The 13,124-nt window shown below is 68.0% G+C and carries 15 protein-coding genes; 5 read left to right on the plus strand and 10 right to left on the minus strand.

Annotated elements, in window-relative coordinates; all coding sequences use genetic code 11:
- Window positions 1–357, plus strand: coding sequence for a hypothetical protein (locus tag ACTHN1_RS01285; protein WP_440469165.1), 357 nt, complete (start codon window positions 1–3; stop codon window positions 355–357).
- Between the two features lie 21 nt (window positions 358–378).
- On the opposite strand, the gene ACTHN1_RS01290 is transcribed toward ACTHN1_RS01285, so the two are convergent.
- From ACTHN1_RS01290 to ACTHN1_RS01300, 3 genes are all read right to left on the minus strand, one after another.
- Complete coding sequence (locus ACTHN1_RS01290) at window positions 379–717, minus strand: hypothetical protein (protein WP_440469166.1); 339 nt, start codon at window positions 715–717, stop codon at window positions 379–381.
- Window positions 718–727: 10 nt separating this feature from the next.
- A complete protein-coding gene (locus tag ACTHN1_RS01295; RefSeq protein WP_440469167.1) occupies window positions 728–1,255 on the minus strand; it encodes a nuclear transport factor 2 family protein in 528 nt (175 codons plus the stop codon).
- 80 nt (window positions 1,256–1,335) lie between these two features.
- A complete protein-coding gene (locus tag ACTHN1_RS01300; protein WP_440469168.1) occupies window positions 1,336–2,319 on the minus strand; it encodes a LysR family transcriptional regulator in 984 nt (327 codons plus the stop codon).
- A gap of 181 nt (window positions 2,320–2,500) precedes the next feature.
- On the opposite strand from ACTHN1_RS01300, the gene cysG reads away from it, so the two are divergent.
- Together cysG and cysK are read left to right on the plus strand one after the other, a co-directional pair.
- On the plus strand, window positions 2,501–3,946 hold the full coding sequence (gene cysG / locus ACTHN1_RS01305) for a siroheme synthase CysG (protein ID WP_440469169.1): 1,446 nt from the start codon (window positions 2,501–2,503) through the stop codon (window positions 3,944–3,946).
- 24 nt (window positions 3,947–3,970) lie between these two features.
- Complete coding sequence (gene cysK, locus ACTHN1_RS01310) at window positions 3,971–4,930, plus strand: cysteine synthase A (RefSeq protein WP_440469170.1); 960 nt, start codon at window positions 3,971–3,973, stop codon at window positions 4,928–4,930.
- A gap of 27 nt (window positions 4,931–4,957) precedes the next feature.
- Here the strand turns inward: cysK and ACTHN1_RS01315 are convergent, their stop codons facing one another.
- Window positions 4,958–5,431, minus strand: coding sequence for a DUF6265 family protein (locus ACTHN1_RS01315; protein WP_440469171.1), 474 nt, complete (start codon window positions 5,429–5,431; stop codon window positions 4,958–4,960).
- A gap of 102 nt (window positions 5,432–5,533) precedes the next feature.
- Here ACTHN1_RS01315 and ACTHN1_RS01320 point away from each other — a divergent pair, with 102 nt between their 5' ends.
- The gene (locus ACTHN1_RS01320; protein WP_440469172.1) at window positions 5,534–6,301 is read left to right on the plus strand and encodes a DUF6597 domain-containing transcriptional factor; all 768 of its coding nucleotides are present in this window, start codon (window positions 5,534–5,536) and stop codon (window positions 6,299–6,301) included.
- Between the two features lie 63 nt (window positions 6,302–6,364).
- Complete coding sequence (locus tag ACTHN1_RS01325) at window positions 6,365–7,408, plus strand: proline iminopeptidase-family hydrolase (protein WP_440469173.1); 1,044 nt, start codon at window positions 6,365–6,367, stop codon at window positions 7,406–7,408.
- Window positions 7,409–7,521: 113 nt separating this feature from the next.
- Here the strand turns inward: ACTHN1_RS01325 and gloA2 are convergent, their stop codons facing one another.
- The 6 genes from gloA2 to ACTHN1_RS01355 all read right to left on the minus strand — a co-directional run bounded on the left by gloA2 (window position 7,522) and on the right by ACTHN1_RS01355 (window position 13,114).
- Window positions 7,522–7,908, minus strand: a complete 387-nt coding sequence (gene gloA2 / locus ACTHN1_RS01330) for an SMU1112c/YaeR family gloxylase I-like metalloprotein (RefSeq protein WP_440469174.1) — start codon at window positions 7,906–7,908, stop codon at window positions 7,522–7,524.
- A 93-nt stretch (window positions 7,909–8,001) separates the two neighbouring features.
- Window positions 8,002–9,546, minus strand: a complete 1,545-nt coding sequence (locus tag ACTHN1_RS01335; protein WP_440469175.1) for an MDR family MFS transporter — start codon at window positions 9,544–9,546, stop codon at window positions 8,002–8,004.
- Window positions 9,547–9,697: 151 nt separating this feature from the next.
- Window positions 9,698–10,798 carry an HlyD family secretion protein gene (locus ACTHN1_RS01340; protein WP_440469176.1) on the minus strand — a complete coding sequence of 367 codons (1,101 nt, stop codon included), beginning with the start codon at window positions 10,796–10,798 and terminating at the stop codon, window positions 9,698–9,700.
- Between the two features lie 10 nt (window positions 10,799–10,808).
- Window positions 10,809–11,279: a MarR family winged helix-turn-helix transcriptional regulator gene (locus ACTHN1_RS01345; RefSeq protein WP_440469177.1), complete on the minus strand. Its 471-nt coding sequence runs from the start codon at window positions 11,277–11,279 to the stop codon at window positions 10,809–10,811.
- Between the two features lie 160 nt (window positions 11,280–11,439).
- Window positions 11,440–12,444, minus strand: coding sequence for a class I fructose-bisphosphate aldolase (locus ACTHN1_RS01350; protein ID WP_183644257.1), 1,005 nt, complete (start codon window positions 12,442–12,444; stop codon window positions 11,440–11,442).
- 115 nt (window positions 12,445–12,559) lie between these two features.
- Complete coding sequence (locus tag ACTHN1_RS01355) at window positions 12,560–13,114, minus strand: hypothetical protein (RefSeq protein WP_440469178.1); 555 nt, start codon at window positions 13,112–13,114, stop codon at window positions 12,560–12,562.
- Between the last annotated feature and the right edge of the window lie 10 nt (window positions 13,115–13,124).

Here is a 13,124-nt window from a genome sequence, read left to right on the forward strand (position 1 = left end):
ATGCGCATCATCGCCACCGCCCTGTCCTTCCTGCTCGGCCTGGTCGGCTGCCAGGAAAAGCCGTCCGTGACCTCCGTGGTCCGCAGCGAGGCCAACGGCGTCGATCTGATCCACAGCCGCAGCGTCATCCGCGCAGGCGAAGGCCGCTTCCGCTGCCTGGCCAGCGCCACCGGCAAGTGCCACTACGTCATCGTCGCCCCCGAGGCCTGCGCGCCAGGTGGCGCATGTCCGCCGCACAAGTTGCAGGCCTTCGTGCTGGACGTCGGCGGCGAGCATCGCATCGACGGCCTGCCGCGCGGCGCGCATTCCTGCGTGGATCGCGATCGCGAACCCGACGCCACCACCTGCCTGAACTAGCCGGCCGGCGTCACCGGCGCATCAATGGGCGTGGCGGACCACGGTCTTGCCGCCACAGCCGATGCACTTGCGGTAGATCTCCCCGCGCCGGCCCAGGCGCGGCCGCGACATCAGGCCGCCGCAGCCGCAACGCCGCTCGCGTCCCAGCGCCCAGCGATAGAGCCGCCAACTGGAATGCAGCGCCCAGGCGGTGCCCAGCAGGATCGCGGCGAGAAACGACAGCGAGGCCATGCGCGCGCTGCTCAAGCCGCTGAAGCTGGCCTGGGTCCGGGTCACCGTCTCGGCCACCACCAGGCCGCCCACCGCGATGATCACGGCGGGAGCGTACATGCGCAGCACCATCCGGGAGACCATCTTCATCCGCGGCGCCTCATGGCAACGGGCGATGGCCGTAACTGAGCACGCGCGACACCTTCCACTGGCCGCCTTCGAGCTTCCAGACCTGGCTGAAGCCGGCAATGCCCACAGCCTTCTCGGGGCCGTCGCCCTTGCGTTCATGGAACCGGTGTTCGCCGATCTCCATCGCGCCGTAGCCGGGAATCGGATCGACCTGCAACGAGGATTCGATCAGTTCCCGGCGCGAGCGCCAGGCGTCCGGCGCCTGGCGGGCCGCGCAGTTCTTCTCGATGACCGCGATGAAATCGGCGGCCGAGCGCGCCACCACGCCGCCCTTGTCGTGATAGAACTCCATGTCATCGGCCAGCATCGGCTTCAACGCGTCGATGTCGCAGGTTTCGAAGGTGATCGCGAACAGGGCGAGATCGCGTTCGCGGATGATCCGCTTGAGTTCCTCCGGCGCGGGCAAGGTCACCTGGCCGGCGGCGGGTTCGGCGGAGGAGGCGGGACGCGCCGGCAGGCCGCAGGCCAGGCCGAACGCCAGCAGGATCGCGAGGCGCATATCGATGTCCTTTTCGAATCAGGGCCGGAGTATGCAATCCCGCCACCGGCGCCGGAAGTGCCGCCGCCAGCCGCGGCTCGTCAGGTGGTGATGGTCTGGGTCAGCGATTCCCAGCTCGGCGGCTCCGGCCAGTCGGCGACCTGGTTGCCATCCAGCACCCGGCGCAGATCCCGGCGGTCGACCTGCGGCGCCAGCGCGTGCACCAGCTCCAGCGCGTAGTCGCGCAGCACCCGCTCGCGCGGCAGCACCGCCCAGGCGATGCACTCCTTGATCTCCGCCGGCGCCGGCCAGGATCGCAGGTCGGTATCGGTGCTGCCCACCGCCATTTCCGCCAGCAGGCCCACCCCCAGCCCCGCGCGCACGTAGGTCTTGATCAGGTCCGCGTCCAGCGCGGTGACCGCGATGGTCGGCTCCAGCCCCGCGCTGGCGAACGCGCGTTGCAATGAAGAACCCGGGCGGGTCGAGGAGTCGTAGCTGACCAGCGGCAGGTCGACCAGCTCGCGGATGCTCGGCGCCGCGCCCTCGCGATCCAGCGCGTGCCCGCGCGGCACCAGCACCAGCCGGCGCCAGCGGTACAGCGGCACGGCGATGCCGCCCTGCGGTTCGTCGCCGGCGGTGCTGATCACCGCGATGTCGGCGTCGCCCTGGCTCAGCAGATCCAGCGCGGTGCTTTCGGCGGCGTGCTGGAGATGCACGCTGACCTGCGGATAGGCGCGCTTGATCCGGGCGATGGCCGGCGGCAGCACGAAGCGCGCCTGGGTGTGGGTGGTCGCCAGGATCAGCTGCCCCTGGCTCTCGCGGCGCTGGTTGGCGGCGTAGGTGCGGATGTTGTTGGCTTCGGCCAGCACCGCGCGCGCGCGCTCGATCACTTCCTCGCCGGCCGGCGTCACCGACTCCAGGCTGCGGCCCTTGCGCACGAACAGCAGGAAGCCCAGCTCGTCCTCCAGTTGCTTGAGCTGCTTGGACAGACCCGGCTGGGTGGCATGCACGCGGGCCGCGGCCAGCGTGATGTTGAGGTCGGCGTCGGCGATCGCCACCAGGTAGCGCAGTTGGGTCAGCGTCATCGGAATCCGTCTCGGGACCGCCTCGACGGGCGGTGCAGGGGGAGCGAGGACTGTAGAGGATTTTCCCGGACCGTAACGCCAGCGGCTTATAACCGCAAGGCATGTCCGATCCGGCGCAAGTTATTTCCTTGTGCCGAAGCGCCGACGCTACGGTCATGAGCCTTGAATCGACCGTTCCGCCGTGGCCAACCTGTTTCCTCTTTTTGCCGATCTGCATGACCGTCCGGTGCTGGTGGTGGGCGGTGGCGTGGTCGCCGAGCGCAAGGTGCAGGCGCTGCGCGAAGCCGGCGCCCGCATCCACCTGCAGGCGCCCGCCCTGACCCCGGCCCTGCAGGCGCTGGCCGACGCCGGCCGGATCGGCTGGGAACCCGGAACCTTCCGCGCCGGAGCACTCGACGGCGTCTGGCTGGTCATCGCCGCCACCGACGACGCGGACGTCAACAGCGCCGTCGCCGATGCCGCCAGTCGTCGTCGCGTGCTCGCCAACGTGGTCGACGACGCGGTCCTGTCCAGCTTCCACGTGCCGGCCGTGGTCCAGCGCGGCGAACTGCAGATCGCGGTGTCCAGCGGCGGCGGCGCACCGATGGTAGCGCGGCATCTGCGGCGGCAACTGGAATCCTGGCTGGACGAGTCGTGGGGCGCGCTGACCGCGCTGCTGGCCCGCGAGCGAAAGCGCATCCGCGCCCGGTTTCCGGAACCCGGCGCGCGTCGCCGGTTCTTCGAACAACTGCTGGCCGGGCCGCTGCCGCGGCTGTTGCGGCAACGGCAACCGGAGCAGGCCGAACGCCTGCTGGCCGGCGCGCTCGATGGCCCGGTTTCCCCGTCACCGGGTTCGGTGATCCTGGTCGGCGCGGGTCCGGGTGATCCCGGGCTGCTGACCCTCAACGGCCTGCGCGCGCTCAACGAGGCCGACGTCATCCTGCATGACCGCCTGGTGAGCGACGCGGTCCTGCGCCTGGCCCGCCGCGACGCGCAGCGCATCGAGGTCGGCAAGTCCGCGCAGGGCCACAGCGTGCGCCAGGAAAGCATCCACGCGCTGATGCTGGAGCACGCGCGCGCCGGTCGCCGGGTGGTGCGCCTGAAAGGCGGCGATCCGTTCGTGTTCGGGCGTGGCGGCGAGGAGCTGGAGTTCCTGCGCGCGCACGGCATTGCCTATGAAGTCGTTCCCGGCATCACCGCGGCGGTGGCCTGCGCGGCCTACGCCGGGATTCCCCTGACCCACCGCGACCACGCCCAGTCGGTGCGGCTGGTGACCGCCCACTGCCAAGATTCGCTGGACACCCTGGACTGGGCGGCGCTGGCGCGTGGCCGCCAGACCCTGGCGTTCTACATGGGCGTGGCCGGGCTGGAGACCGTGCAGGCGCGACTTTCCGCCGAAGGGTGTCCGGCCTCGACGCCATTCGCGTTGATCGAGAATGGGTCGCGCGCCGAACAGCGCGTGATCACCGGCCGCCTGGACGGGCTGGCGCGGACCGCCCGCCACCATCAGGTGCGGTCGCCCGCCCTGCTCGTCCTGGGCGAGGTCGCCGGCCTGGCCGATGCCCTGCACTGGTTCGGGTCGGCGCCGCTGGCCGCGCCACCACGTTCCGATCACCTGCCGGCCGCCACACTCCCGCACGCCGCCTGACATCCCCTTCCGGAGATTCCCTTCATGCCCATCTACGACAGCATCCTGGACACCGTCGGCCGCACGCCGGTGGTCAAACTCAACCGCGTGGCGCCCTCGCATGTCGAGCTGTACGCCAAGGTGGAATCGTTCAATCCCGGCGGCTCGGTGAAGGACCGCCTGGCCCTGGCGATCGTCCTGGATGCCGAGGCCAAGGGCCTGCTCAAGCCGGGCGATACGATCGTCGAAGCCACGTCCGGCAACACCGGCGTGGCGTTGGCGATGGTCGCCGCCGCGCGCGGCTACAAGTTCGTCGCCACCATGGCCGAAACCTTTTCCATCGAACGCCGCAAACTGATGCGCGCCTACGGCGCCAAGGTCATTCTGACCCCGGCCGCCGAACGTGGCAGCGGCATGGTGCGCCGGGCCGAGGAACTGGCGAAGAAGCACGGCTGGTTCCTCGCCCGCCAGTTCGCCAATCCCGCCAACCCGGCCTATCACCGCCAGACCACCGCGGCGGAAATCCTGCGCGATTTCGCCGGCCGCCGGCTGGATCATTTCGTCACCGGCTGGGGCACCGGCGGCACCCTCACCGGGGTGGGCGAAGTGCTGCGCGTGGCCCGTCCGGAAGTGCGCATCACCGCCTCCGAACCGGCCGGCGCGTCGCTGCTGCAGGGCAAGGACTGGGCGCCGCACAAGATCCAGGGCTGGACACCGGACTTCATTCCGGAGGTGCTGAACCGCGAGGTGTTCGACGAGCTGCTGCCGGTGGACGACGCCACCGCCATCGCCACCTCGCGCCGGCTGGCCGCCGAGGAAGGCATCTTCGTCGGCATCTCCGCCGGCGCCACCGTCGCCGCCGCACTGCAGGTCGCCGAAAAGGCCAGCGAAGGCGCGGTGATCCTGGCGGTACTGCCGGACACCGGCGAACGCTACTTCTCCACCCCCCTGTTCGAAGGCGTCAACGAGGGCTCCGACGACGAGTGGCTGGCCTCGCTGGGTTGAGCCGGCATCGAAGCGGCGGCGATCCGGTCAGGGATCGCCGCAATCGCGCGTCCAGGTCCATTGCATGCGCGGTCCCTGTTCGCCGCCACCGTCGATGCTGGCCTGCAACCGATCACCTTCCAGCCGTTGATAGACGATCCGCTTGGGGAAATCGTGCCGCGGATTGGCGAATTCGACACGATCCGGCGTCACCTGGGTGGCTGTGAACGCGACCGGCGGTCGGCCGCCTGGCTGCGCCAGATAGGTCCACTGCCCTTCCCGCTGGACGATGCTGAGAAATTCGATGCCGGCGAGGCTGCCGTCGCGGGTGTCGCGGTGCATGCCCACCAGCGCGCCGCCGCGCGGCGGCATCCAGGTCTCTTCGTTGAACACGCCGTCGTTGAGCCCGCACCAGCGGCCGGCCAGCCACTCCAGATCCGCCGCCGACGCCGTCGACATCGCGCCGGCGACTGCAATCAGCACCGCCGCCAGGCCACGCTTTACCGCTTTCCTGTTCGTCATTCCCGGTACCCCGTCATGCTCCCTGCGGAGCGGAGGCGCCATGCTGGCCGGGCATGGACCGGCGGTCTTGAAGAAAATCGACAGGCCGCGCAGAGTCGCGCCATGTTCGCCCTGTTGCCGACGCCGCAGGATCTGGCGCCCTGGGTCCGCTGCATCTGGACCTTGCGCACCGATGCCAGCGCGCACCCGGAACCGCCCATCGCGCCGGATGGCTGCTGCGAATGGATCCTGCATGTGGGCACGCCGCCGCTGATGGCGGTCGAAGGCGGCTGGACCCGGCAGTCCCATGAATTCCTGTTCGGACAACTCACGGGTCCCCTGCATCTGCATGGCGACGGTGCCATGGCCCTGATCGCGGTGCGCTTTCATCCGCACGCCGCCACCGCGTTGTTGCGCGTGAGTGGCCCGGCCCTGTGCCCGCAGCCGATGGATCCGGCCCGACTGGCGCCCGGACTGCGGCGCGGGCAGCGTATCGATGCGCATGCCGGCATCGGCGACGCCTATCGCGCAATCCTTGCCAGGCTGCGGTTCCTGGCGGCGCGCGCGCGTGATCTGGATCCCTTGGTGGCGGATGTCCTGCAACGACTGGACCGGAGCGACGGCGCGCGCCTCACGCCCCTGCCGCGCGAACTGGGCTTTTCCCTGCGCACGCTCGAGCGTCGCTTCCTCGCCGCCACCGGGCTGGGCATGAAAACCTATGCGCGCATCCAGCGCATGCAGCAAACCCTGCACGCGCTGTCCCGACCAGAAGCGGCGCTGGCGGTCGTCGCCCAGGAGCTGGGGTTTTCCGACCAGGCCCACCTGACCCGCGAACTGGCGGCGCTGGCCGGTCGCCGCCCGCAGTGCGCGCCCCCGCTGCGCCTGTCCTGATCGGTTGCGGCGCCTTCCGCCGCGTTGCTAGGCTCGTCCCGGTTCATCGTCGCGGAGTCCGTCATGAAGCTGCCTGGTTTGCTGCTCCTGTCCTCGCTGTTCGCCATGTCCGGCGCCGTCGATGCCGCGCAGTCCGCGAAATCGCCCTCTCCGCTTCCGGCGGCCGGCTACTTCGACAACACCGGGCGCGAGGACGTGCTGTCCGGCGGCGCCCGCATGATTCCGATCCACACCCCCGCCGGCGACTTCAAGGTCTGGACCAAGCGGGTCGGCAACAACCCGCGCATCAAACTGCTCCTGCTGCATGGCGGGCCGGGCGCCACCCACGAGTACTTCGAAGCCTTCGACAGCTTCCTGCCCGCGGCCGGCATCGAGTACTACTACTACGATCAGCTGGGTTCGGCCTACAGCGATCAGCCCGATGATCCCCGGCTGCTGGACACGGCGCGTTTCGTGGAGGAAGTCGAACAGGTCCGCCAGGCGCTCAAGCTGGACCGGGACAATTTCTTCCTGCTCGGGCATTCCTGGGGCGGCATCCTGGCGATGGAATACGCGCTCAAGTATCCGCAGCACCTCAAGGGCCTGATCATCTCCAACATGATGTCCAGCATTCCCGCGTACAACGACTACGCGCACACGGTGCTGGAACCGAAGATGGATCCCGCCGCGCTGGCTGAAATAAAGAAACTGGAGGCGGAGAAGCGCTTCGACGATCCGCGCTACATGGAACTGCTGCTGCCGCATTACGAGGCGCACGTACTGCGCATGCCCGCCGCGCAGTGGCCGGAACCGGTCAACCGCTCCTTCGCCCACATCAACAAGAAGGTCTACGTGCCCATGCAGGGTCCCAGCGAACTGGGCGCCAGCGGCATCCTGGCAAACTGGGATCGCACGGCGGACCTGGGGAAGATTCCCGTTCCCACCCTGGTCATCGGCGCCCGCCACGACACCATGGACCCGGCCTACATGGAAATGATGAGCAAGCGCTTGCCGAAGGGCCGCTACCTGTTCTGCCCGGAAGGCAGCCACATGGCCATGTACGACGATCAGAACACTTACGTGAACGGGCTGATCGATTTCCTGCGCGATACCGACGCGGGGCGTTGATCCGGAATCCTCGCTTCGTGCGAGCGACGTGAGTGGCTAACGGCTGGCGGCTGGCGGCTGGCGGCTGGCGGCAACATCACGAATCGCGCCCCACGTCGCTCCCACCGGTGCGCTCAATCCTCGTATAGCTCCAGCGGCAGATCGTCCGGATCCGCGAAGAAGGTGAAGCGTCGCCCGGTGAATTCATCCACGCGGATCGGCTCCGACGCCACGCCGTGCGCCTCGAGGTGGGCGACGGCCGCATCCAGATCCGCCACTCGCAGCGCCAGATGACGCAGGCCGCATGCTTCCGGACGCGACAAACGCGCCGGCGGCGAGGGAAAGGAGAACAGTTCGATCCGGGTCCCCCCGTCCACGCGCAGGTCCAGCTTCCAGGAATCGCGCGCCTCCCGGTAATGCTCCGCCAGTACTTCCAGCCCCAGCACTTCGGTGTAAAAGCGCCGCGAACGCGCGTAGTCCGAAGCGATGATGGCGACGTGGTGGATGCCGAGCAGTTTCATGCCAGTCATTCTAGTCCTGCCCTTGCGGGAGCGACGCAAGTCGCGCCCCTGGCTGTGGAGGAGACGCAGGCCGCGACCCGCACCGATCCCGCGTCAATGCGCCGCCGCCGCGTCCGCGCCCGCCGAACCACCGCTCGGGTGCTTGCCGCTCTGCATCAGCAGCACCAGCGGCATCGAGACCAGCGTCAACAGCATCATCAGCTTGAAGTCGTTGAGATAGCCTATCGCCGCCGACTGCCGCATCACCTCGACGTTGAGCAAGGCGGCGCCGCTCACGGTGTCCGGATTCCACATCGGCGGCAACAGCGTGGTCTCGGCGCCGAAGGCGGGAATACGCGCGCCGATTTCCGCATGGTTGATCTGGCCGGCGCGCGACAGCAGCGTCATCACCACCGAAATGCCGACCGAGGATCCGATATTGCGGACCAGACTGAACAATCCTGCCGCCTCCGTGCGCTGGTGCGGCTCCAGGGTGGCATACGCCACGGTGGAAATCGGCACGAACACCAGGCCCAGACCCAGGCCCTGGATGACGCCCAGCCAGACGATCGCCGACATCGAGGCGGTGGGACCGAACTGGGTCATGCCGTGCAGCGAGAGCACCATCAGTCCCATGCCGATCAGGATCGGCCCGCGTGCGTCCACCTTCCCCAGCAGGCGCCCGACCACCATCATGCTCAGCATGGTGCCCACGCCGCGCGGCGCCAGCACCAGGCCGATGGTCAGCACCGGATAGTTCATCAGCGTGCTCAGATAAGGCGGCAGCAACGCGAGCGTCGCGAACAGCACGATGCCGACGATGAAGATCAGCGCGCAGCCGACCGCGAAGTTGGCGTTCTTCAGCAGGCCCAGATCCAGCAGCGAATGCTCGCGATGGCGCCACCACCACAAGGCGTAGGTATAGAGCGCCAGGAACGCCAGCGCGGCTTCTATCTGGATCTCCAGGCTGCCGAACCAGTCTTCACCCTGCCCACGATCCAGGAACAGCTGCAGCGCGCCGATGCCCAGCGCGAGCAGGCCCAGGCCGATACCGTCCAGCGGTCGCTCATGCGGCTGGTCCTTCTTCACGCTGGCGAGAATGCCGATGAGTGCCAGGATGCCGATCGGCAGATTAATCAGGAACACCCAGTGCCAGCTGTAGTTCTGGGTCAGGAAGCCACCCAGCGGCGGCCCGAGGATGGGGCCGACCATGATGCCCATGCCCCACATCGCCATCGCCGCGCCGTGTTTTTCCTTGGGAAAGGCATCGAGCAGCAGCGACTGCGAGATCGGCACCAGCGAGGCGCCGAACACGCCCTGCAGGATCCGATAGAAAACCATCTCGCCGATGCCGGTGGCGATGCCGCACAACAGCGAAGCCACGGTGAAACCGCCGACCGCGATGATCAGCAGGCGACGCCGACCCAGCCGGCCCGCCAGCCAGCCGGTAACCGGGGTGAGGATCGCGGCGGCGACGATGTAACTGGTCAGCACCCACGATACCTGGTCCTGGGTCGCCGACAGCGAACCCTGCATATCGGGCAACGCGACGTTGGCGATGGTGGTGTCCAGCGCCTGCATCAGCGTCGCCAGCATCACCGACACCACCAGCAGGGTGCGATTGCCGCTGGCTTCGTTGTTCTTCAATCGGCTGATCATGGCATCACGGCCCGCGGATGGCCGCGGCGCCAGCGACGCCACGGCCTGGAATCAGGAGTCATCCCGGAGCGCCGCGGAACCACCACGACTCCACCACAGCGCCGTGACACGGTCCGCAGACGCCCGGAATGACGAAAAAAGACGAAGCTCGTCAGCGCGCCGCCGTCGCCTTGCTGGCGTGGCTGCCACCGTCCGCTTCGCGCAGGTCGACCTTGACGTCGGCGCTCATGCCGGCGCGCAGCTGCGGCGCGTCCTGCTTGTCGGCGCCGTCGATCTCCAGCCGGACCGGAATGCGCTGCACGATCTTCACCCAGTTGCCGGTCGCGTTCTGCGGCGGCAGCACGCTGAACTCGGCGCCGGAGGCCGGCGCGATCGAGGCCACGTGCGCCTTCCACTTCACGCCCGGATAGGTATCGACCTCGATGGTCGCCGGCTGGCCGACGTGCATCCGGGTGAGCTCGGTTTCCTTGAAGTTGGCTTCCACCCAGATCGGGTTGGCCGCCACCAGCGGCATCGCGGTCTGGCCGACGTTGATGTATTCGCCGACCTGCAGGTCATGCAGGCCGATGATGCCGTCCACCGGCGCGCGCACTTCGGCGTGCGCCAGATCCAGTTTGGCCTTGGCCAGCATCGCCAGCGCGCCGCGATAACCGGGCAATTCCTGCAGCGGTGTGCGCGCACTGCCGCTGAGCGCCGCATTGGCTTCCGACTCCGAGGCGATCGCGTCGGCCAGATCGGTCTTCGCCTCGGCCACCGCGTGGCGCGCATCGTCCAGCATCTTGCGCGAGACCAATTGCTGGCTGGCCAGCTGCTGCATGCGGGCCAGGTCGCGCTGCGCCCAGGCCAGGGTCTCGCGCTTGGCCGACACCGAGGTGCCCGCGCCGGTCACCTTGGCGCGGCTGGCGCTGGCGGTGTTGGCGACATAGGCCAGGGTGGCTTCGTTCTGCGCGAGCGCGATCTGCAGCGGCTCGGGATCGATGCGGAACAGCAGGTCGCCCTTCTTCACCGGCTGGTTCTGGGTCACCGCCACTTCCACCACCCGCCCGCCAACCTGCGGCGCGATGAGGATGCGCTCGGCCTTGATGTAGGCGTTATCGGTGCTGACCTGGCGGCTGGACACCACCCACTCCCAGCCGAAGAAGCCGATGACCGCCGCTGGCGCGGCGATCCACAGCCAGAGCGGTACGCGCCGACGCCGGGGAGGAGCGGGAGTGGCCGCCTGTTCGGCGGCGGCATTGATCTTGGTGGTCATCGTGGTGGGGTCACTTGCGCAGGGAAGACTCGCCGCGGCTGGCGCGATCGAGGTGGGAAAGGGTTTCGCGGATCTGGGACAGCACCCTCAAGGTGGTCTGCAACTCAGCGGGATCGACTTCGGCCAGGCTGTCCTCGCGCAGGCCGGTGGCGACACCCTCGATCAGATCCATGAGTTGGTTCGATTGCGGCGACAGGTGCAGGCGCCAGCAGCGGCGATCGCTGGGGTCGTTGCGGCGTTCGACGAAGCCGGCCTTCTGCAGGCGATCGATCACCCGACCGACCGCGATCGGTTCCATGTCCATCACGTCGGCCAACGCCGCCTGGGTCAGCCCTTCGTTCTGGTGGATGCGCTTGAGCGCGCGCCACTGGACCCGGGTCAGGCCAAGGTGCGCGGCGCGCCGATCGAACACCCGGCCGTACAGGCGGCTGAGATCGGCGATCAGGTAGCCGAGGGAGGCGGGATTACACGGGTCGCTCATGGCTGCCTATGATATAGCTGCCTAGGCAACAATATAGAGGGAAGCCATTTTTCTTGAACGGGCGTTCAGGTTTCCCGGCCCATCGCCGGGCGCCGCAAAGAAAAACGCCGGCGCGAAGGCCGGCGTTTTTCGTCTCACCGCTGGGCTGGCGGAAGCGCGCTCAGCCTTCCCACTTGCCCAGCGCGGCCAGGCCGTTGTCCTTGGCGCGCGCGTAGACGGTGGACTGGGCCTTGGCGAAGTTGCCCTTCAGGTCCTCGGACCACAGCTTCAGCGCGGCCTGCTGCATGGCGCGACCGTAGGAGAACGACAGCGGCCACGGCAGCGCGCCCAGGCGATTCATCGCATCCAGGTGGGCGGTGGCGTCCTCGTCGCTCTGGCCGCCGGACAGGAACACGATGCCCGGCAGGATCGCCGGCACCGTGCTCTTCAGGCACATCACGGTCGACTCGGCGACTTCCTCGACATCGGCCTGATCCGGGCAGTCCTTGCCGGGCACGACCATCGATGCCTTCAGGATGGTGCCTTCCAGCAGCACGTTATGCTCGTACAGGGCGGCGAAAAGCGAGCGCAGCACCGCTTCGGTGACTTCGTAGCAGGTCTGGATGTCGTGCTCGCCGTCCATCAGCACTTCCGGCTCGACCATCGGCACCAGGCCGGCTTCCTGGCACAGCGCCGCGTAACGGGCCAGCGCGTGCGCGTTCGCCTCGATGCAGGTGCCGGTCGGGATGTCCTCGCCGATGTTGATGACCGCGCGCCACTTGGCGAAGCGGGCGCCCAGCGCGTAGTACTCCTTCAGGCGATCACGAAGGCCGTCCAGGCCCTCGGTGACCACTTCGCCCGGGCAACCGGCCAGCGGATGGGTGCCCTTGTCGACCTTGATGCCCGGGATGATGCCGTGCTGGGCCATGTACTTGGCGAACGGCACGCCGTCCTTGGTGGATTGGCGGATGGTTTCGTCGTACAGGATGGCGCCGGAAATGTAGTCGCTCAGCTTGGGCGTGGTGAGCAGCAGTTCGCGATAGGCGCGGCGGTTTTCCTCGGTGTTCTCGATGCCCACGCCGGCAAAGCGCTTGGCGATGGTGCTGGTGGATTCGTCGATCGCGATGATGCCCTTGCCCGCGGCCACCATGGCCTGGGCGGTTTCGGCAAGCTGTTCGATGCTCATGTGGGTCCTGGAGGAGCGGCGGGAAAGATACCAATTATAGCCCAATCGCGAGAACGGCTTGGGCCGGTGGAACTTGCAAACGATTACAAGCGTGACGTGACGGCGGCGTGGCGTTTCACTCCGGAGCCTGGTGTTGTTCGTCGGGCTGCCGGCCATAACGCCAACGATGCACGAGGCGGGCCAGTCCGGGTCCCTGCAACAGGAAAATCCCGGCCAGTACGGCTTCAATCACCAGGCTCGCCGCGTTGATCAGGAACGGCTGGGAATCGCCCTCCAGCCACAGCGAACCCGCCGTCGCGCGAGAAAGCATGATCCATTGGACCAGCAGCGGTACCGCATCGCGCAGTACCTGGAACAGGAAGTAGGCGCCGATGATCGAAAACGCCAGGCCGAGCCAGGCATTCGCCTCGATCCGGCTGTCGAACACCGGCTCTTGCGGTCGCGCCAATGCCAGGCGCGCCAGCTTGTCGGCAAACAGCCAGGCCAGCCCCAGCATCACCGCCGGAAACAGCACCGCTCCCACGATCAGCCAGACGACCCCGCCCTCGTAGCCCCCATTGCGGCCCCCCAGCAGGATGCCTGGAAGCGTCAACAGCAGGGACGCGAAGAACCAGACGACAACCGCGCGAATCGCGACGCACAACAGCGTGTAGGCGTTGGTCCTGGTCATGTATCCCGCT

The organism is Pseudoxanthomonas sp., from assembly GCF_051953815.1.
Lineage (GTDB): Bacteria > Pseudomonadota > Gammaproteobacteria > Xanthomonadales > Xanthomonadaceae > Pseudoxanthomonas_A.

What these genes read in the sequence shown, in the direction of transcription:
- ACTHN1_RS01325 (WP_440469173.1), top strand. Translation starts at nt 6,365, where the DNA reads ATGAAGCTGCCTGGTTTGCTGCTCCTGTCCTCGCTGTTCGCCATGTCC.
- cysK (WP_440469170.1), top strand. Translation starts at nt 3,971, where the DNA reads ATGCCCATCTACGACAGCATCCTGGACACCGTCGGCCGCACGCCGGTG.
- ACTHN1_RS01295 (WP_440469167.1), bottom strand. Translation starts at nt 1,255, where the DNA reads ATGCGCCTCGCGATCCTGCTGGCGTTCGGCCTGGCCTGCGGCCTGCCG.
- ACTHN1_RS01315 (WP_440469171.1), bottom strand. Translation starts at nt 5,431, where the DNA reads ATGACGAACAGGAAAGCGGTAAAGCGTGGCCTGGCGGCGGTGCTGATT.
- ACTHN1_RS01320 (WP_440469172.1), top strand. Translation starts at nt 5,534, where the DNA reads ATGTTCGCCCTGTTGCCGACGCCGCAGGATCTGGCGCCCTGGGTCCGC.
- ACTHN1_RS01335 (WP_440469175.1), bottom strand. Translation starts at nt 9,546, where the DNA reads ATGATCAGCCGATTGAAGAACAACGAAGCCAGCGGCAATCGCACCCTG.
- ACTHN1_RS01355 (WP_440469178.1), bottom strand. Translation starts at nt 13,114, where the DNA reads ATGACCAGGACCAACGCCTACACGCTGTTGTGCGTCGCGATTCGCGCG.
- ACTHN1_RS01350 (WP_183644257.1), bottom strand. Translation starts at nt 12,444, where the DNA reads ATGAGCATCGAACAGCTTGCCGAAACCGCCCAGGCCATGGTGGCCGCG.
- ACTHN1_RS01285 (WP_440469165.1), top strand. Translation starts at nt 1, where the DNA reads ATGCGCATCATCGCCACCGCCCTGTCCTTCCTGCTCGGCCTGGTCGGC.
- ACTHN1_RS01345 (WP_440469177.1), bottom strand. Translation starts at nt 11,279, where the DNA reads ATGAGCGACCCGTGTAATCCCGCCTCCCTCGGCTACCTGATCGCCGAT.
- ACTHN1_RS01290 (WP_440469166.1), bottom strand. Translation starts at nt 717, where the DNA reads ATGAAGATGGTCTCCCGGATGGTGCTGCGCATGTACGCTCCCGCCGTG.
- ACTHN1_RS01340 (WP_440469176.1), bottom strand. Translation starts at nt 10,798, where the DNA reads ATGACCACCAAGATCAATGCCGCCGCCGAACAGGCGGCCACTCCCGCT.
- ACTHN1_RS01300 (WP_440469168.1), bottom strand. Translation starts at nt 2,319, where the DNA reads ATGACGCTGACCCAACTGCGCTACCTGGTGGCGATCGCCGACGCCGAC.
- gloA2 (WP_440469174.1), bottom strand. Translation starts at nt 7,908, where the DNA reads ATGAAACTGCTCGGCATCCACCACGTCGCCATCATCGCTTCGGACTAC.